This window comes from Solimonas flava DSM 18980 (assembly GCF_000426685.1).
Classification (GTDB): domain Bacteria; phylum Pseudomonadota; class Gammaproteobacteria; order Nevskiales; family Nevskiaceae; genus Solimonas; species Solimonas flava.
This window is the reverse complement of sequence record NZ_AUFV01000010.1, coordinates 96416-114869: the sequence shown is the minus strand read 5'-3', so window position 1 is coordinate 114869 and position 18454 is coordinate 96416. Positions and strand designations below refer to the sequence as shown.

14 protein-coding genes and 1 pseudogene are annotated in these 18454 nt (G+C 68.4%); 6 read left to right on the top strand and 9 right to left on the bottom strand.

The features are described from left to right. Positions 1–7 precede the first annotated feature (7 nt). Positions 8–655 carry a hypothetical protein gene (locus K343_RS0112105; protein ID WP_028008309.1) on the bottom strand — a complete coding sequence of 216 codons (648 nt, stop codon included), beginning with the start codon at positions 653–655 and terminating at the stop codon, positions 8–10. 23 nt (positions 656–678) lie between these two features. Then, complete coding sequence (locus K343_RS0112100) at positions 679–1023, bottom strand: hypothetical protein (RefSeq protein ID WP_051278303.1); 345 nt, start codon at positions 1021–1023, stop codon at positions 679–681. Between the two features lie 147 nt (positions 1024–1170). Here K343_RS0112100 and K343_RS25300 point away from each other — a divergent pair. Together K343_RS25300 and K343_RS0112090 are read left to right on the top strand one after the other, a co-directional pair. Further along, positions 1171–1375, top strand: a pseudogene (locus K343_RS25300) (NAD-dependent epimerase/dehydratase family protein); the annotation flags it as partial. A gap of 63 nt (positions 1376–1438) precedes the next feature. Then, positions 1439–2182, top strand: a complete 744-nt coding sequence (locus tag K343_RS0112090; RefSeq protein ID WP_028008307.1) for a metallophosphoesterase family protein — start codon at positions 1439–1441, stop codon at positions 2180–2182. 2 nt (positions 2183–2184) lie between these two features. Here K343_RS0112090 and K343_RS0112085 read toward each other — a convergent pair whose 3' ends face one another. The 5 genes from K343_RS0112085 to xerD form a co-directional block, all read right to left on the bottom strand. Further along, positions 2185–2859, bottom strand: coding sequence for an HAD family hydrolase (locus tag K343_RS0112085; RefSeq protein ID WP_028008306.1), 675 nt, complete (start codon positions 2857–2859; stop codon positions 2185–2187). Then, the gene (locus K343_RS0112080) at positions 2856–4328 is read right to left on the bottom strand and encodes a virulence factor family protein (protein ID WP_043112650.1); all 1473 of its coding nucleotides are present in this window, start codon (positions 4326–4328) and stop codon (positions 2856–2858) included. Before K343_RS0112080 ends, K343_RS0112085 begins: the two co-directional genes overlap by 4 nt. Continuing rightward, a complete protein-coding gene (gene mprF / locus K343_RS0112075) occupies positions 4325–6886 on the bottom strand; it encodes a bifunctional lysylphosphatidylglycerol flippase/synthetase MprF (protein WP_028008305.1) in 2562 nt (853 codons plus the stop codon). Before mprF ends, K343_RS0112080 begins: the two co-directional genes overlap by 4 nt. 194 nt (positions 6887–7080) lie before the next feature. After that, positions 7081–7839, bottom strand: a complete 759-nt coding sequence (locus K343_RS21905) for a DsbC family protein (RefSeq protein ID WP_051278301.1) — start codon at positions 7837–7839, stop codon at positions 7081–7083. Between the two features lie 87 nt (positions 7840–7926). Further along, positions 7927–8853, bottom strand: coding sequence for a site-specific tyrosine recombinase XerD (gene xerD / locus K343_RS0112065; protein ID WP_051278299.1), 927 nt, complete (start codon positions 8851–8853; stop codon positions 7927–7929). 102 nt (positions 8854–8955) lie between these two features. On the opposite strand from xerD, the gene K343_RS0112060 reads away from it, so the two are divergent. The 4 genes from K343_RS0112060 (at position 8956) to zapE (ending at position 13122) form a co-directional block, all read left to right on the top strand. After that, a complete protein-coding gene (locus K343_RS0112060; RefSeq protein WP_043112676.1) occupies positions 8956–9855 on the top strand; it encodes an AraC family transcriptional regulator in 900 nt (299 codons plus the stop codon). Between the two features lie 36 nt (positions 9856–9891). Next, a complete protein-coding gene (locus K343_RS0112055; protein ID WP_028008302.1) occupies positions 9892–10644 on the top strand; it encodes a lysophospholipid acyltransferase family protein in 753 nt (250 codons plus the stop codon). A gap of 61 nt (positions 10645–10705) precedes the next feature. Next, a complete protein-coding gene (locus tag K343_RS0112050; RefSeq protein WP_028008301.1) occupies positions 10706–12025 on the top strand; it encodes a D-arabinono-1,4-lactone oxidase in 1320 nt (439 codons plus the stop codon). A gap of 26 nt (positions 12026–12051) precedes the next feature. After that, entirely contained in the window at positions 12052–13122 is a 1071-nt protein-coding gene (gene zapE, locus K343_RS0112045) for a cell division protein ZapE (protein ID WP_028008300.1), read from the top strand. A 357-nt stretch (positions 13123–13479) separates the two neighbouring features. Here zapE and K343_RS0112040 read toward each other — a convergent pair whose 3' ends face one another. After that, positions 13480–14121 carry a DUF6438 domain-containing protein gene (locus tag K343_RS0112040; RefSeq protein ID WP_028008299.1) on the bottom strand — a complete coding sequence of 214 codons (642 nt, stop codon included), beginning with the start codon at positions 14119–14121 and terminating at the stop codon, positions 13480–13482. 63 nt (positions 14122–14184) lie between these two features. Beyond that, positions 14185–18282 carry a M36 family metallopeptidase gene (locus K343_RS21900; RefSeq protein ID WP_051278297.1) on the bottom strand — a complete coding sequence of 1366 codons (4098 nt, stop codon included), beginning with the start codon at positions 18280–18282 and terminating at the stop codon, positions 14185–14187. Positions 18283–18454 lie beyond the last annotated feature (172 nt).

Sequence of the window (18454 nt, the reverse complement as noted above, 5' to 3'; positions counted from 1 at the left end):
CTAGGCTTCATTCGATGATGCGATAGCGCTGCTCGGCGCCACAGAACGCGTCGGTCTGGCTGCGCACTGTCTCGTACTGCGCGGCGCCGGCCAGATTCAGCCGCCCGCGCCAGCCGATGCAATGGTCCCGGAAGTGCTGCCACCAGCGGGCGCGGCACTGCCGATAGGCGATGCTGCCCTCGGCCCGCACCAGCCGACAGTCGCGCTCGGCCAGCGCGAGCAGTCCGTCGACGCTCGGATAGCGCGCGGCGGCGTCGCCATGCGCCGGCGGCGAGGACGGCCGCTCGCGCATGATGTCCAGCGCCCGCTGCACGCGCTCGGCCGCGGAGGGAGCCGACTCGTCCGCCGCGGCCGAGCGCGGCACGCAGCGGCGCTCACCGTTGATGAGCCCGCAATCGACGCGCGTGCCATCCGGCAGGGGCGCTGGCGCCGGCACCGCGTTCAGAGCCGATGCCGGGGCGCGCACCGGCCCGGCGGATGCCGGCAGCGATGAGGGCGGCGTCTCGACGTCGACAGCAAGCTCCTCAGGCGGCGCCAGCTTGCGCAAGCCGATGTAAGCGCCGACGCCAACAATCAGCACGACAGCGAGGATCGACGGCAGCAGATCGCGCTCCTGCCGAACCGCGCGCCGCGGCGGGCGCAGCTCCGGAATCACCCGCTCACCCCGCCCGACGCAGACTATTCCTGCTTCTGGCGCACCAGATCATAGGTAATGTCCGGATTGAAGCCCATCGGCCAGTAGATCGCGCCGAACGGCGGCCAGAAGATCGAGGCGACGCGGAACTTGGTGCGCAGCTTGCCGGCCTGAACCACCTGACCGTCCTTTTCGAGGCGGTACGGAATGCCGCCGGCAGCGCTCCAGAAGAACGGCTTGGTGGTGACGACACCGTCGGCCGGCACGTCGAGCGAGCGGCCCATCACGACCAGTTGCGTATCGGGCGGCGTGACGAAATGGCCGGTCGTCGAGCAAGCGCCGAGCAGGACCGTGCTGCCGAGCAGTAGCCCGGCAAGAAACTTCTTCATGATTTCCCCCTGTCGAAATCGAAAGCCGCGCCGCAGTTCGCGTCACGGTCTTCCGACTGTAGCCGATTCGCGGCGTGCGTCGGGCGTGGCACCGTGACCGGACGCACGCCTCGGCGATAATCGGCGTGCGCACCCGTCCGCAGGCCGCGGATATTTCCATCCCTCGACCGCGTCTACGTCAACGCGCGCACCCGCGAAACGCTCGGCTGGCGGCCGGCCCACGACTTCGCGCATGTGCTCGACTGCCTGCGCGAGGCAGCGCGACTTCCGCAGCCCGCTGGCGATCGCCGTCGGCAGCAAGGGCTATCACGCGCAGACCTTTGCCGACGGTCCCTATCCGATGGCGCCCTGAAGCCGGCGCTGCCCATAATGGCCGCCCGCGCCGCCGCGGACCGGCGGCGGATGCCGAGACGCCATGCGCCTTGCCCTGCTGTCCGACATTCACGGCAACCTGCCGGCGCTCGAAGCGGTGCTGGCCGACGTCGCGCGGCGCGGCGCCGATGCGGTCATCAATCTCGGCGACAGCCTGTCGGGCCCGCTGCTGCCGCGCCAGACCGCCGAGCTGCTGATGGCGCGGCGCGACTGGACGCAGCTCGCCGGCAACCACGAACGGCAGCTGCTCGAAGATCCGCCGCAACGGCGCAGCGCGTCGGATGCCTACGCGCACGAGCAGCTGCCGATGGCGGTCTTCGCGTGGCTGCGCACGCTGCGCCACTGCCAGGCCTATGCCGAGGACGTGCTGCTGTGCCATGGCACGCCGCACAGCGATATCGAGCCGCTGCTCGACACGCTGACACCGCAAGGCCTGCGCAGGGCGCGAGCGGCCGAGATCGCCGAACGCGCGGGCGCATCAAGCGCGCGGCTGATCGCCTGCGGCCACACGCACCTGCCGCGGCTCGCGCGCACGGCGAGCGGCCAGCTGATCGTCAATCCGGGCAGCGTCGGTCTGCCGGCCTACGCCGAAGACCGTCCGCACGCCTACGTCGTCGAAAACGGCGCGCCGGACGCGCGCTACGCGATCGCCGAACGCCGCGCCGGCGTCTGGCAGGCGGAGCTGATCGCCGTGCCCTACGATCACGAGGCGATGGCGCGGCTGGCGGCGCGCAACGGGCGGCCGGACTGGGAGATCGCGCTGCGCAGCGGGTACGCGCGCGGCTGAGTTCAGCGCGCCGCGCCGAGACGTGCGGACAGCCGCGCGACGAGTTCGGCGGGCGTGGCACAGAAGCCGTCGGTGCCCGCCGCCAGCAGCTCGTCACGCGCGCCGTAGCCCCACAGCACGCTCCACACCGTCACGCCGTTGGCGTGCGCGCCGAGCACGTCGTGGCGACGATCGCCGACCATCAGGCAGCTCGCTGGATCGAGCCGTTCGGCCTGCAGCAGATGGCGCAGCAGCTCGGCCTTGTCGGCGCGCGTGCCGTCGAGCTCGGCGCCGTAGACGCCGGACAGCCAGCGCTGGAGGTCGAAGTGCTCGACGATGCGCTGCGCGTAGACCTGCGGCTTCGAAGTCGCCAGCAGCATGCGGCAGCCGAGTGCGCGCAGGCCGTCGAGCATGTCCACAATGCCGGGATAGAGGCGATTCTCGTAGAGACCGATGCGGGCGAAGCGCTCGCGGTAATGGCCTACGGCTTCATCGATCAGGCTGCGGTCGTCGCTGCCGAGCAACAGACCGAAGGTGACCTGCGTCGGCGGACCGATCAGCTGGCGCAGCGCCGCGTCGTCCGGCACCGGCCGCTGCATCTGCTGCAGCGCGTACTGCATGCTGCGCACGATGCCTTCGGCGGAATCGGTCAGCGTGCCGTCGAGATCGAGCAGGACGTTGCCTCGCGCCGCGCTCATTTCGGCGCCGTCACGCCGGCGGTGTCGAGAATGATGCGCGCCAGATGATCGTAGTTGCCGTCGAAGTGGTGGCCGCCTGGCAGCTTGACCAGCTTGACCTTCTTCGGATCGAGCGACGGGCACAGTGTGTCGTCTTCCTCGGCGCCGTAGATGCACAGCGGATTGCCGCCGTCGAGCCGGGCGACTTCCGGCGCGATCGGCAGACCGTCGTCGCCGCCGCCGACCCAGTTCGTCACGTGGAACTCGAAATCGGCACGCTCGGACAGCCCCATCATCGCCGTGACGGCGACCATCTCGCGGGTCTTGTCCGGCATGCGGTTCATCGCGAACGGCAGCACGTTGGCGCCCTGCGAGTAGCCGATCAGCAGCACCTTGTCGCGCTTCCACTGGTGCGCGTAGTAGCGGATCACGCGGTCCATGTCCCGGGCCAGGCTGGCCGGCGTCTTCTCGCTCCAGAAATAACGCAGCGAATCGACGCCGACGACGGGGATGCCATGCGCCTTGAGCGCTTCGGCGACATCCTTGTCGAGCCCCGCCCAGCCGCCGTCGCCGGACAGCAGCACGGCGAAGGTGTCGCCCGGCGCGCTCGCCGGAATTTCGATCAGCGGCAGGTCGGACAGCGAAGTCGGCAGCGCCATGCCGGTCAGCGGCTCGAGCTTGGCGGCGAGCGCATCGTAGGCTTGGTCGAACAGGCGGTCGCGATTGCTGGCCGCCGAGGTGATGCGGCGCGCATTGTCGACGTCCGGAAAGCCGCGGTCGATCTTCACCGGACAGGTCTTCGGATCGACGCCGGCGTCGATCCAGGTCCACGGCGCGTGCAGATCCTTGGCCGGCAGCAGCAGGCCGGGCTTGGCGCGCGGCGAGGCGTAGCGCACGCCCTGGCCTTCGCAGAACGGCTTGCGCAGGCCGGTCTGCGGACAGAAGCCGAGCGTCACCGCGCCGGTGAACTTCCCGTCCTCGGCCTGCGCGATCAGCATGTAGGCGAGCGCCGCGCCGCTGCCCTCGCCGACCAGGATCGGCGGGAAGTAACCGGGCACCTTGTAGTAGGCCTGGACGAAGCGGCTCAGATTCTCGAAGTCGCCGCTCGCATACAGACAGGTGTCGTCGGCGCTCGCGAACTCCGCGTACAGGCGTTTGGTGTCGATGCCGGCGACCAGCGCGCCGCGCTCGGCGAGCCGCTTGGCGGTCGCCACGTCATCGGCGTTCCAGCCGTCGGCGCCCGACAGCAGCATCACGAAACTCTTCACCTGATGGCGCGGCGGATACATGGCGACGCCGTCGAAGCGCCCGTGCGAGACCATCTGCTCGGCGCCCGGCGCCAGCGGGATTTCCTTCGGCGGCTTCGGCGCGACGGGCCTGGCGGGCGGCGCCGGCCTGGCGTGCGCCGGCCTGACCGACGGCGGTTCCGCGGCCAGCGCGGCGGCGCTGAGCAGCGCGAACGCCGCAGCGGCGAGCAGGCGAGCGCTCATTTGCTGATGACCCCTTTGAGCCCGCCGCCGATCAGGGCGGCGATGTCGGTCATCGCCAGCAGCGGACCGAGTCCGCCGGGCGCGACCAGGTAGCGCGGCTCCCAGGTCGGTGCGAATTTTTCCTTGAACGCACGCAGGCCCTGGAAGTTGTAGAACTGGCCGCCATGCGCGAACAGCAGGCGTCCGAAGCGATGCCAGCGCGAAGCGAGCGGGTGCTCGATCATGCCGGACATCGGCGCCATGCCGAGGCCGAAACTCTGGTAGCCGAGCGATTGCAGCTGCAGCAGGGTCTTGGCGAACAGGAAGTCCATCGCACCCTTCGGCGCATCCGGACGGTAGCGCATCAGATCGACGACGGCGTCGATACGCTGTTCGGTGACCAGCACGCTGACGAAAGCGACGATGCGATCCTGGGCCCGGGCGACGCCGATCGCGCCGCACTGCAGATAACGCTCGTCGAAACGGCCGAGCGAGAAGCTCTTCTCGCGCGCCTCATGCTCGGCCATCCAGCCGTCGGAGACCTCGCGCAGCTCCGGCAGCCACTCGGCGACCGCCGCGCCTTCGCGCCATTCGAAGGTCAGGCCCTCGCGCTCGCCGCGGCTGGCGCCGTGGCGCAGATTGGCGCGGGCGCTGCCTTTGAGCGTGAAGTCGGGCAGCGGCACCGAAGCGTACTCGCCGAGCTTGAGCGCATGCAGCCCGGTGTCGAGGTAGATCGGCAGCGAGGCCGGCAGTACCTGATAGAAGACCGCGCGGCCGCCGTGCGCCGAGGCCATCTCCATGAAACGCCAGATCAGCTCGGGCCATTCCTTGACCGGCCCGACCGGATCGAACAGCGACACCCACGAGCGGCCGTGCTTGCCGTACATCAGAAAGGCGTTGCCGGACGCCGAGAACAGCAGACCCTTGTCGCCGGTCAGCGCCAGCGTCGCCTCGGCGCGCGGCTGCTTGCGGACGATGGCCTGCGCACGCGCCAGTTCCTCGTCGCTCGGCGGCGTCATTTCCCCCGAGCCCGGCCGCATCAGCTGCCAGGAGGCGTAGACCAGCGCCAGCGCGGCGATGCCGGTGATCGCGCGCAGCGAGCGCGGCGCATTGGCGTTGAACGCGAACTGCCACCACAGCTCGTTGCCGTAATCGACGTCGCGATAGGCGAAGAACAGGACCCAGAAGACCACCGCGATGATGCAGCCGACGGCGACGAACCAGGCCAGCGAGAAGCTCTGCGACAGCAGCGAAGCGCGCCGGTAGAACTCCTTGCGCGAGGCGATCAGCGTCAGGCAGAGGAACGCCAGCAGCACCATCTCGCCGATCGCGAAGCCCTTCGGCAGCGCCAGCCAGAAGCTCAGCACCGTCAGCCCCAGCGCCGCCCACCAGGCGGCGTCGAGGCGATGCAGCAGGCCGCGGGCGATGAACAGGAAGGCGATGCCGGCCATGCTGCCGATGAAGTGCGAGGCCTCGACGATCGGCAGCGGCACCTTCAGCGCCAGCAGCTCCGCGGCTTCGTCGGTCGCCGGCGTCGCGCCGGACACCAGCAGCATCACGCCGACGATCATCGCGAACGCGGCAAGGAACACCGGCGACAGACGCGCCGCGGCGCGCGTCACCGGCGCGGCGACGCCGGAGCGCAGCTCGAAGACCGCGAGCATGGCCACCGCAACCAGCAGCGGCAGCAGGTAGTAGACGCCGCGATACAGCACCAGCGCGCCGGCCAGCTGGTCGACCGGCAGGCGCCCGGAGAACGCCAGCAGCATCGTCGCCTCGAACACGCCGAGGCCGCCGGGCACGTGGCTGATGATGCCGAGCGCGATCGCGATCGCGTAGAAGGCGACGAAGCCGGCGAAGCTGACGCTGCCGTGCGGCAGCAGGAACCACAGTGCCGCCGCCGAGAACACCAGCTCGACGACGGAAATGCCGAGCTGCTGCAGCGCCAGCCTGGCGGCCGGCAGGCGCAGCGTCAGCTTCGGCCCGAGCGGAATCTCCGGCCGCGCCGCGCACAGCGTGATGAAGGCGGCGACCCCCATCAGCAGCAGCACGGCGATCGTGCGCAGCAGGTTCGGCGCCAGGTGCGCGACGTCGGCGACCTGGCGCGCGCCCCACAGCAGGCCGAGCGCGCCGAGCGTGGAGATGCCGACCCCGAACGCGAGCGCGTTGAAGGCGATCGCGCGGCCGACCTGCGGCGCCTCGACACCGGCGGCGGTGTACATGCGCATGCGCACGGCGCCGCCGGTCAGCACGCCGAGGCCGACCGTATTGCCGAGCGCGTAGGCGATGAACGAGGTCAGCATCACCACGCGCGGCTTCACGCGCGCGCCGACGTAACGCAGGCTCGAGAAATCGTAGCCGCTCAGGGCGATGAAGCTCGCCGCCGTGGCGAGGATCGACAGGGCGATGCCGGCGCACGACGTGGCGCGGATCGCGGCGAGCAGGTCGGCGTAGCGGATCTGCTGGGTCAGGCGCTGAAGGGCATAGAGGATCAACGCCGTCAGCAGCACGGCGCCGCCGATGGTCAGGGCGATGCGCCAGCGCGACCAGTGCCCGGCCAGCGGCAGTTCAGGTGGCATCGGCGCGGCAGCCGCTGCAGGGGACGCAACAGCGGCGGAGGGAGAGGACGGTTCCGACATCTGGAGAGTGACGACGGGCTCGATCTAGGGATCGCGGGACGATTGTAAGGGGCGGCCACGCGCAGCGGCAGCGCGCGGCGGCCGGATGCAAAGAACCCCGGCCGGGGCCGGGGTCCGAAGCCTGCAGCGCGCGCTCAACTCTGGCCGGGGCCGCCGAGCGCCGGCGCGGCGCCGGCATCGAGGCGCTGCGCCAGTGCCGCCGGCGGCAGATAGCCGTTGACGAGGCTGCCGTCCTCGAGCACCAGCAGCGGCGTGCCGCGCAGGCCGAACTCGTTACCGAGCGCCCATTCGCGTTCGACGACGTTCTCGCACTTCTCGCCGCCGCTGACCACCGCGCCGAGCTTGGCCTGGGTCAGCGCCGCCTTGCGGTCCGCCGAGCACCAGACCGCCTCGGCCTTGCGGAACGACTCCGAGTTCGGACCGGTACGCGGATACGACAGATAGCGGATCTCGATGCCGGCGGCGTTGTACTGCGCCATCTCGCTGTGCAGCTTGCGGCAGTAGCCGCAGTCGACGTCGGTGAAGACGGTGACGACATGCTTGGTCCGGCCTTCCGGCGCGAACACGATCATGTTCTCCTCGCCGAACGCCGCGAGCTTGGCGACGCGATCGGCCTTGCGGCGGTTCTCGGTGAGGTTGCTGCCGTCCTTCAGGCTGATCAGGTCGCCCTCGATCAGGAACTTGCCGTCGGCGGTGACGTAACCGATGTTGGGGCCGTCCTGGACTTCGTAGAGCCCCTTGCTCGCCGCCGGACGGATGTTCTCGGCCTTGACGCTCGGCAGCAGCTCCTTGACGCGGACGCGGACGGTTTCGAGTTCGGAATCCTGCTTCGGCGCGCAGGCCGCGAGCAGCAGGACGGTGGCGGCGACGGAAAGCGGCAACGCGAACTTCATGGAGGTTTCACGGCGGGCGGATGAGGGCGGCCATTATGACAGCACCGTCCGCCGCTGGTTCAGTGCCGCGACGCCGCCCGCCGTCGCTCAGGCACGCGGATGGTGGCGGGCGTGCAGCTCGCGTAGCCGCGCCTTGGCGACGTGCGTATAGATCTGCGTGGTCGACAGGTCGGCATGGCCGAGCAGCGCCTGCACCGCGCGCAGGTCCGCACCATGTTCGAGCAGATGCGTGGCGAAAGCGTGGCGCAGCGTGTGCGGCGACAGTGCGCTGCGGATCCCGGCCTGGCGCGCGTGGGCCTTGATGCGCATCCAGAAGTTCTGCCGCGTCATCGCCGCACCATGCGTGCTCACGAACATCCAGTCGGTGCCGGCCGGCGCATGTTCGCCGCGCGCCTCGCGCACATAGCGCTGCACCCAGTGGACGGCCTCCTCGCCCATCGGCACCAGCCGCTCCTTGCCGCCCTTGCCGACGATCTGCACGACGCCCTGGCGCAGGTCGGCGCCGGTCAGCTTCAGCGTCACCAGCTCGCTGACGCGCAGGCCGCTGGCGTACATCAGCTCCAGCATCGCGCGGTCGCGCAGGCCCAGATCGGTCTCGACGTCCGGCGCGTCGAGCAGGCGCTGCACGTCGCCCTCGCTCAGCGTCTTCGGCAGGCGCAGGCCGAGCTTCGGCGACTCGATGCGCGCGCTCGGGTCGTCGTCGCGCTGGCGGTCGGCATTGAGATAGCGGAAGAACTGGCGCAGCGCCGACAGCAAGCGCGCCTGGCTGCGCGGACTGCGCCGCACCGCCGCCAGGTACTCGCGCAGATCGGCCTCGCCGGCGGTGACGAGCGGCGTACCGCGCGGCGCCAGCCAGCGTGCCAGCAGCGCCAGATCGGAACGGTAGCTGGCCTGCGTGTTCGGCGACAGGCCGCGTTCGAGCCAGAGGCGGTCGAGGAAACGCTCGATCGCCGCGCGGTCCTCCTCGGACGGTGCGGTGGCGAGCGGGGGCGAGGACGGGGCGGCGTGCGGCATCCGCGTATTGAAGCGTCGCCGCGCCGGCGCGGGCAAGCGCCGTGAGCGCAGGTGCGCAATCCGGGTCAGGCCGGCGCGCCGGCCGCGCCGTACAGTGCCGCCATGTCTACCGTCGAATCCGCCGCCACAGCCGCCGCCCGCCGCGAGCAGCGCCTGCGCCGGGTGCTCGAGTACATCGAGACCCGCCTTGACGAACCGCTCGATACCGCGACGCTCGCCGGCGTCGCCGCGTGCTCGCGGTTCCACTTCCATCGGCAGTTCGCGGCCCTGGCCGGTTGCACGGTACGCGACTATCTGGCGCAGGCCCGGCTGCGCAGCGCGGCCTGGCGGCTGGCCTACCGGCCGCGGCAGAGCGTCGCGCAGATCGCGCTGGCCTGCGGCTACGGTTCGCCGGAAGCCTTCGCCCGCGCCTTCAAAGCCGCCACCGGACAGACGCCGAGCGCATTCCGCCGACAGCCGGACTGGCCCATGTGGCAGGCACGCGAGGACGCGCTGCGCCACATCCGGAGCACGCACATGCCGAAGCCGCCCGTCCCGTCCGCCGTACGCATCGTCGATTTTCCGGCCACGCGCATCGCCCTGCTCGTGCACCGCGGCGATCCGCAGCGCCTCGGCGAGTCGATCCGCCGCTTCATCGCCTGGCGGCGGGCGCGGCACCTGCCGCCGTCGGCTGCCGCGACCTACAACCTGCTCTACGACGATCCCGCCGCGGTTCCGGCAGACGAATTCCGCCTCGGCCTCGCGGTGGCGACGACGCGGGAGATCACCGCCGACGACGACGGTCTCGTCGCGGCCTGGATTCCGGCCGGCCGCTGCGCGGTGCTGCGCCACCGCGGCGGCGACGACGGGCTCGGCGACACCCTGCGCTGCTTGTACGCAGACTGGTTGCCGGACAGTGGCGAAGCGCTGCGCGACCATCCGCCGTTCCTGCAGCGCTTGGCGACGTTCCCCGACGTCGCGGCCGACGCCGCCAGCACCGACGTGTTCCTGCCGCTGCGCTGACGACGCCGGTACCGATCGGCGACAATGGGCGGGTTTATGCGCCGCCTATTCGACCTGATCTACGCGCCGTTCGCGGCGCTCGTGCTCGCTCTGCTGATCCCGCCGGTCTGCGTCGCCGTCATCCTCGGTCCGTCGCTCGCGGTCCGCCGCCAGACCGGCCGTCTCGGCGTGCGCCTGATGATGGCCTGCATCGGCGTGCCGGTCCGCGTACGCGGCCTCGAACATCTGCCGGCCGGGGCCGGCATCGTGGTCTGCAACCACGCCAGCTACCTCGACGGCATCGTGCTGACCGCGGCGCTGCCGCCGCACTACAGCTTCGTCGTGCAGGACGGCGCCGAGCGCTGGCCGCTGATCGGCCGCTGCCTGCGCGCGATGGGCGTGATCTTCGTCAACCGCGCCGAAGCCCGCGCCGGTGCGCGCACGACGCGGGTACTGATGCGCCGCCTGCACCAGGGCGAGGCGCTGGCGATCTTCGCCGAAGGCACGTTCAAGCCCGAACCCGGCCTGCTGCCGTTCAAGGCCGGCGCTTTCCTGATGGCGGCGCGCTGCGGCGTCGCGGTCGTGCCGGCGGCGATCCGCGGCTCGCGACGCCTGTACGGCGGCGGGCGGCACCTGCCGCGCTGGAGCGCGCTCGATATCGAGGTCGCCGCGCCGCTCGTGCCGGACGGCAGCGACCGCGACGCCGCCCTGCGCCTGCGCGACGCGGCGCGGCGCGAAGTGCTGCGCCTGTGCGGCGAGCACGATCGCGCGCCGGCCGCCGCCGGCGCCAGCGGCGATTCGGAACTCTGAACGTCATGTATTCGCCCCGCGGATTCGCTATCCTCGCCGCCCCGGCCGCTGTTGACTCCGCATGAAGCGCTTCTCCCGACCGCGAGGCTGGAGCAACTGGTCCGGCTCCGTCCGCTGCGAACCGAACTGGTGCTCCGAGCCGGTCACGCTCGAAGAAATCCAGTCCGAAGTGCTGCGCGCCGCCGAAGAGGGCGAGCGCCTGCGCGTGATCGGCGGCGGCGCTTCGTTCGCGCCGCTGTGCTGGACCGACGACAACCACATGTCGCTGCGCCGCTTCACCGGCATCGAAGCGGCCGATGTGCAGCGCAATCGCGTCTGGGTCCGCGCCGGCACGCGCCTGGGCCGCCTCTACGAAATGCTGGCCGATCGCGATCTCGCACTCGAGAACGGACCGTCGATCGACTGGCCGACGATCGGCGGTGCGATCGCCACGGCGGCGCACGGCAGCGGTATGGCCTTCGGCAATCTGTCGAGCTTCGTCACCGGCCTGCGCCTGGTGCTCGCCGACGGCTCGGTCCGCGTCTGCTCGCGCGAGCATGAACCGGCACTGTTCGACGCGGCGCGCGTATCGCTCGGCGCGCTCGGCGTCGTCACCCATGTCGAACTGCAGTGCGTCGACTACTACCGGCTGCGCATGAGCTCGCGGCGCGCCAGCTTCGGCGAAACCGTCACGCGTCTGACCGAGCTGCGCCGCGACCATCGCAACCTCGAGCTGCACTGGTTCCCGTACGCCAACATCGTGCGCCAGCGCTTCGGCGACGAAACACGCGAAGTCCCCGATCGCCCGCTCGGCCGGCAGGCCCTGCGCGGCCTGTTCTACGATCAAGTGGTGATGCGCAGCATGCGCACGCTGGCGCGCCGCTCGCCGCAGGCCGCCGAATACGCGGGCAAGCTGCTCGCCGCGCGCATTCCGGCCGAGAACACCGTGCTCGGCGCCGAGCACGCCTATCATCTGCCGCGCCGCACGCGCGTGCAGCAGCTGGAATACGCGATCCCGATCGAGCACGCCGGCGAGACGCTGCGCCAGCTCGAACGCGTGGTTCGCGCGCTCGACTTCCGCGTGCATGTGCCGGTCGAGATCCGCTTCGTGCGCCGCGACGACGCCTGGCTGTCACCGCAGTACGAGCGCGACAGCGTCTGCATCACCCTGCCCGCCTACCGCGACCGCCCGCACAGCGACTACTACGCGGCCGCCACCGAGCTGTTCGACCGCGTCGACGGCCGCCCGCACTGGGCGTCGGCGCACGACAAGACCGTCGTCGAACTGCGCGCGCTGTATCCGCGTTTCGACGACTTCTGCCGGCTGCGCGCCGAGCTGGACCCGCGTGGCCTCTTCCTGAACCCGCATCTCGCCCGGCTGTTCGGCGCGAGCCTGCGCTGAACCCGAACATGACGCATCAACGCCCGCTGTCCCCCCGCGCGCGCTACGAGCACGACCTTCGGCGCGAGGACTTCGCGCACGACGAAGCCCAGTCGCGCGCGATCGACGCCCTGCAGAACGTCTACGAACGCCTGGTCGACACACCGCCGCGCCGCTGGTTCCGCCGGCAGTCGTGGACGCCGGTCAAGGGCCTCTACATGTGGGGCGGCGTCGGCCGCGGCAAGACGTACCTGATGGATACGTTCTGCGACGCGTTGCCGTTCGCTAGCAAGCTGCGCACGCACTTCCACCGCTTCATGCTCGACGTGCATGCACGCCGCAAGCGCTACCCCGACGAGCGCGATCCGCTCAAGCTCGTCGCCGAGGAATACGCGAGCGAAGTCCGCGTGCTGTGCTTCGACGAATTCTTCGTCTCCGACATCGCCGATGCGATGATCCTCGGCCGCCTGTTCGAGAACCTGTTCGCGCTCGGCGTGACGCTGGTGACGACCAGCAACATCCCGCCGGAACGGCTCTACGAGAACGGCCTGCAGCGCGCCAACTTCCTGCCGTTCATCGACATCCTCAAGCGCCACGTCGACGCCCTCAACGTCGACGGCGGCGTCGATTACCGTCTGCGTACGCTGACCCACGCCGACATCTACCGCTGGCCCTGCGACGAGGCCTGCGAACAGGCGCTGGAGAAGTGGTTCACCGCCATCGCCCACGGCGAAGGCTGCGCCGATCCGGACCTGCGCATCAACGACCGCGTGATCCACGCCCGCCGCGAACTCGACGGCGTCATCTGGTTCGACTTCGACGAGCTCTGCGAAGGCCCGCGCGGCGCCGCCGATTACATCGAGATCGGCCGCACGCATCACACCGTGCTGATCTCGCGCGTGCCACAGATGACCGTGTTCCGCGAAGACGCGGCGCGCCGCTTCATCAACCTCGTCGACGAGTTCTACGACCGCGGCGTCAAGCTGCTGCTCGCCGCCGACGTCGCGCTCGACGACCTCTATCGCGGCGAGAAATCGCGCTTCGAATTCCAGCGGACGCTTTCGCGCCTCACCGAGATGCAGTCCGAGGAATATCTGGCCAAGCCGCATCTGGCCTGAGCCGGAGCCCGAGCACGCGTCCCTTCGCGGCGGCTCCCGCACCCGCTGCTGCGCATGCACCGTGTCGCCGCCGCGCGCTGTCGCGCCTCACCGACAGGCAATCCGAGGAATATCCGGCCAAGCCGCATCTGGCCTGAACCGGCGCCCGAGCACGCGTCCGTTCGCGGCGGCTCCCGCACCCGCTGCTGCGCAGGCACCGTGTCGTCGCCGCGCACTGTCGCGCCTCACCGAGATGCAGTCCGAGGAATATCTGGCCAAGCCGCATCTGGCCTGAACCGCCCCCCGATCACGCGTCCGTTCGCGGCCCGTACGCGCGACTCACGATACCGTTGTCGAGCACGCTTGCCGCACTCGGCTTCAGCGCAGCACCGGCCCCTTGACCCACTCGTCGACGGCAACCGTCTCGGCGAAGGAGCGCTCGAATGCCGCCAGCGCGGCCGGAACGTTGGCGCATCCCGTGTAGTGCGCGATCGTGCGAGCCCGGCCGCCCTCGTCGAACTCCAGGCTAATCTGCGGCATGTCCGTCGCGTACGTTCCGCAACTTTTCGTGCCCGGCTTGACGTCACCCACCGTTGTAAAAAGTCTCCTCGCCTGGGCACCGAGCGCAGCGATCCCGGCAACGTCGATCTGCTTATTCTGGACGCCGGGCGCGGCAACGAATCGATCACCAACAAACTCGACACGTCCGTCCGAATACAGGGTGACACGGTACACGGGACAACGGCCATAACAAGGGCCGTGGCGCATGCCGATCGAGAACGGCCCGGTTGCCCCCGGGACGACCGCCGCTGCGCCATTGTCCGTTTGTGCCGCCTCGGTGCCAAGCATGGCAGGAACCGAACGTTCGGGAGCCAAGGGCTGCATTGCAGCGTCATTCTTCACGGCTTGGGCCAAGGACGACTCCGCGCTCTTTCTCTCTGCACCTTTCGAGTTCATGTTGCTGCAGTTCGCGAGCGTCAGCATCAGCGTCGCGACAAAGACGACAAGGTTGGCGTTCATAAAAAATCGCACGCGGAGGAAAGTCCTCCGCGTGCGAGCATACCGCTTACAACCGAACGAGGCTTAGTGCAGCTTGCGGCGGCGGCGCAGCAGCGCCAGCGGCGCCAGCAGCACCATCACCCAACCCATCGCGCCACCGCCACTCGACTTTCCACTCGGCACCGACTTCGAGGCCGTAACTTCCGCCGTATCGGTCAGCACGCGGCCGTCCGGCGTCTCCGCCGTCAACTTGAACGTGTAGTAACCGGCGGTCGTGACGCCGAAGCTCGGCGTCGGCGAGGTCGGATCGTCCAGCGTCACCGCAGGGCCGGAGGTTTGCGTCCACTGGTAAGTCAGGCCACCGAGCGTATAGCCGCTGCCCTGGAGCGTCACCGAATGGGGCACCATCACGTGCTGGCTCGGGCCCGCATCGATGCTCGCAGCGCATTCGCCGACGTTGTCGCTGACCACCGAGAACGGCGAGTTGTTGATGCCGGTGAACGCGATGTTGTCCACCAGCCAGCCCACATCACCGGTGGACTGATCGGAGCGCTCGCGGAAGCGAATCCGCACCGAATGACCTGCCAGCGCGGTGCCGAAGTCGATCGTCGTTGGCACGAACGCACCATTGCGATAGACGAACGCGGGCCGCCAGTCGGCCGAATCGCTTGCCCCGTTGAAGACCAGCGCTTTGCCGTTGTAGCCCGCGCCATTCGTCACGGTACCGCCGAAGTCTTCCGACGTCAGAGCGTCTTCCCACACGCCGCCATCGACGCTGATCTCGATGACCGCCCCGTCATAGCCGACGATCGTGCCGTCCTGAAGCTGACCGGCCACCTCCATCTGAAAACGGTGCTGGAAACTGAGCGTGAACGGCTGCGAACCGACTTCCAGCGCGGGAGAGGTCAGCGTCAGGTCCGAGATGCCATCGTTGTCCGGCGCATACCAGATATTACCGCTGTGCAGCACCGAATCGAATCCATCCGTGATTTCCCAACCCGGCAGATTCTCGTAGCCCGGCAGCGGTGTGCCTTCAAGATCAGCCACCGTCCAGTCGTGCAACGAGGCCAGCGGCGACTCCATGTTGTCGCTCCGTCCGCCGGTGCCAAGATCGTAATTGACCGCCAGTTCGAATTCAGCGGTATCCGGGCGGCCGATACCGTCGGCCGTTTCCGGCTCCGGGAATTCGACCGAGAAGGTCAGCGGTTCGCCGGTGGTCGCCGGGCCGTCGAGCTTGACCAGCACCGACGCCGTCGCCGTCTGATCGAAAACGCCGAGCGAGGTGAAGGTCACTTCATCGCCGTCCGGCAGCGACACACCTTCCGGCGCGATCAGCTTGCCGGTGATCGGCGTGGTCATCGCTTCGGAGCCCGTGCTGCGGATCGTCAGCTTGAGCTCAACGGTCTCGCCCACGTCCAACACGTTGTCGGTATCGCAATAGCCTTCGCCTTCGCTGCTGTACGAAGCATCGACCGCGGCGCTGTCGAAGATGAACGACGAGCCGTAAGGCTCGAAGCTCTCGACGACGCCGGAATTGAGGTCATCGTAACGATCCGGCGCGACAGCCCCGTAGCCCATGCCGTGCTTCGCGAACGCCTTGGCGAACAGGTCGAAGTCCTGATCATCGTTCGCCGCCGCGACCGCCAGCAAGGCGTCGCGGGCCTCCAGCATCGTCGGCGCCACCGGGGTGATCTTCAGCGCCGCGATGACGTAGCTCTTCATCCGGTCCTGCGCTTCGGCGAACGTGTAGCGGCTGTCATTCAGCAGCGAGGCATACAGTTCCCACAGCGTATTGGCCCAGATTTCACCTGCATTGTGGACTTCGGCATTACCGACCGAACCATCGGAGTACAACACCGAACCCGTGAGGTCGGTCCCCGGCGCATAAGTGCCTTCCGGAAGGTGCACGCCGGCTTCGATATAAGCGAAGGTCAGCGGATTTTTGGTGAGGTCGGTGGTGTACGGCGCACGGCGGATGCCGAAGTACTGATTGTCGTCGACGTAAGTACCCGTCGAATAAACGCCTTGCCACTGATCGTTGCCCGGCACCATGCGATCTTCCTCACGGACGATCAGCATCAGCGTCGAGAAGTCCGACCAGCCCTCGCCCATGCCGCGGCCCTGTTGGTTGTACAGGCCGCTCGCATCGCCGATCAGACGGTTGCTGACGTAGTGGAACCACTCGTGCGCGATGATGCCGTTGTCCATCGTGCCGTCGCGCATCGGCGTTTCGTTGCGCTGCAGACGCACGTTGACGGTCTGACCGCCCGTGATCGCACCGCTGATATCCGCACCGTCGGTGTTCGACACCATCATCGACGGGATCGTGATCGATGCGTCGGCACCGCCGAACGAGGACAGCACGCCGGCGGCATTGTTCGCGATCAGCACGGCGGCGGCGCCGGCATCCTGCGCATTTTTGACCTTCACCGTGAAGGCGCAGGTGCCGCGCGTAACCATAGCGATCTTGCCCGCCAGAGCGGCGGCGTTGGTCGCCGGGTTGCAAGCGAGCGTCGGGCTGGCCGTTCCGTCCGAATAGATCACGACGTCCTTGGTCAGGTCGTATTCAACCGGCCCCATCACCGCAACGCCGAACTCTTTCTCTCCGGCAATGGCAGCCGGGGAATTGACCGTCACGTGCCCGGCGATCGGTCCGGTGAACAGATACATCTGCATGCGCGGCTTGCCGCCGTCGGCAGGCGTCGACATGTTGGCATTGTCGGTGCCGGTGCCGTCCTGTCCTTGCGCTTCGATCGCGTCACCACCAACGCCGCCGCTACCGAAGTTGTCATCCTGCGCATTGCCGGCCGCTTCGTCGAAGCCATTGTGATACCACCAGTCGTGCAACCAGTTGTTCAGGTAGAACAGGTTGACTGCGGCCGCCTGGCGCTGCGTTGCCGTCGTCGGATCGGCGTCGGGCGTGTAGGTATAGGCAAACGTGTTCGCCGCGCTGATCTCGCCGCGAACATCGCTGCTGCCTTCGTCGAAGCCGTCTGCGCCGTGCGTCGCGTCCGGCAGCAGGTAATCGTTGAGGTCCAGATAGGCGTTGACGTTGTTGCCGGTCGTCACGTTCGCCCCATCGGGCAGCCATGGACGCACCAAAGTCGTCGGAACGATCGGACCGTTGATCAGCGCGACACTGTTCTGCGTCCCCGGGGCGCGCGAGAACGGCCCGTTTGGCCCCGCTGTCACCGGCTGCTTATCGTTGCCAAGCGGACCATCGAAGGGTTGCTGGATACCCGTCGCGTCCGCGTAAACCTTGTAGGTGAACGCAGCGTCGTAGGCGACCTGATTGTTGCGGAACAGCACCTCTCCGGTGTCGGCGGCCACAACGAAGCCGTACTGGTCGATGTTGCCCCCGTCGAACTGCTTCCCCGACAGTTCAACGTAGTAAGCCGGAACCAAGCGATCCTGGGCCGGATAGAAAACTTCCTTGACGCGCGGGGCCGAGCGCATCACATAACCGTCCGTGGACGGAATTTTGAAGAGGCTGTATTCGCCCGACGTAGCTGCGAGCTGCAGTGCAGCCGGCGCTACGCTACCGCCCATCTGACGGAACGCGATAGAGATCGCTTCGGCGGGGCTGCGGCTGAAGCTGGCGCTCTTCGCCGCGTCGAGCTGGAGCTTGTCCTGCGCAAAATAGCCGGACACCGTCTTCGGCGTCAGCTTGCGATCCATCAGGACCGAAATGTGGCGATTGAAAACGTCGCGGCCGCTTACGCGCTGCTGGAACTTGGCGATCACCAAGCCCTTGCCATCGTCCTGCAGGTCCGTGAGCTTCGCATTCTCGATCGACGTCCGACCGATTCCCAGCGCCGAAGCATTGGTCTCCACTGCGGAACGGGCAACCGATTCAGCCAGCACCGAACGCTTGAGCGGCGAACTCGCTGCCTTCTCCGCAACCTGCGCGCCATTGGCAAGCCACAGGAACGTGTGCGCGCCGAGCTTGGAGTCGTAATTCGACTTGATGCCGCGCGGCCCGACATTGGCCCGCTTGGCCTTCGCGACCGCCTGGCGGGAAAGCTTGGCCTGTCCCGAAATCGACTTTGCGGTCGTGGAGGCGCCGAGCTTGGCGGAGAAAGCATCGTACTGCGGCAGCACCGTTTGCTTGCTGGCGGTTGCAGCGTAAGCAGACGTCGCTGCCAACGCGCAGGCGGCAGCGGCGATCGCGGTCATTTTCATCGCGAAACTCCCAATTTGGTTTAACGAAGCGTCGCCGCGAAAACTCCCCAACAAATTTCTTACGCCGCGGCGCGAGACCGAGGATGCGTTCATGTCACGTTAATGAACAACCCGGGAAACCCCCCAGCATCGCGACATCTCTCGGCCTGTTGAATTGTTGCGTCACAGCATC

Excerpts from the sequence above, each read along its gene's own strand:
- xerD (WP_051278299.1), bottom strand. The coding sequence starts at position 8,853 with ATGCCGCACGCCGCCCCGTCCTCGCCCCCGCTCGCCACCGCACCGTCC.
- K343_RS0112055 (WP_028008302.1), top strand. The coding sequence starts at position 9,892 with ATGCGCCGCCTATTCGACCTGATCTACGCGCCGTTCGCGGCGCTCGTG.
- K343_RS0112100 (WP_051278303.1), bottom strand. The coding sequence starts at position 1,023 with ATGAAGAAGTTTCTTGCCGGGCTACTGCTCGGCAGCACGGTCCTGCTC.
- K343_RS0112090 (WP_028008307.1), top strand. The coding sequence starts at position 1,439 with ATGCGCCTTGCCCTGCTGTCCGACATTCACGGCAACCTGCCGGCGCTC.
- K343_RS21905 (WP_051278301.1), bottom strand. The coding sequence starts at position 7,839 with ATGAAGTTCGCGTTGCCGCTTTCCGTCGCCGCCACCGTCCTGCTGCTC.
- mprF (WP_028008305.1), bottom strand. The coding sequence starts at position 6,886 with ATGCCACCTGAACTGCCGCTGGCCGGGCACTGGTCGCGCTGGCGCATC.
- K343_RS0112040 (WP_028008299.1), bottom strand. The coding sequence starts at position 14,121 with ATGAACGCCAACCTTGTCGTCTTTGTCGCGACGCTGATGCTGACGCTC.
- K343_RS21900 (WP_051278297.1), bottom strand. The coding sequence starts at position 18,282 with ATGAAAATGACCGCGATCGCCGCTGCCGCCTGCGCGTTGGCAGCGACG.
- K343_RS0112080 (WP_043112650.1), bottom strand. The coding sequence starts at position 4,328 with ATGAGCGCTCGCCTGCTCGCCGCTGCGGCGTTCGCGCTGCTCAGCGCC.
- K343_RS0112050 (WP_028008301.1), top strand. The coding sequence starts at position 10,706 with ATGAAGCGCTTCTCCCGACCGCGAGGCTGGAGCAACTGGTCCGGCTCC.
- K343_RS0112060 (WP_043112676.1), top strand. The coding sequence starts at position 8,956 with ATGTCTACCGTCGAATCCGCCGCCACAGCCGCCGCCCGCCGCGAGCAG.
- K343_RS0112085 (WP_028008306.1), bottom strand. The coding sequence starts at position 2,859 with ATGAGCGCGGCGCGAGGCAACGTCCTGCTCGATCTCGACGGCACGCTG.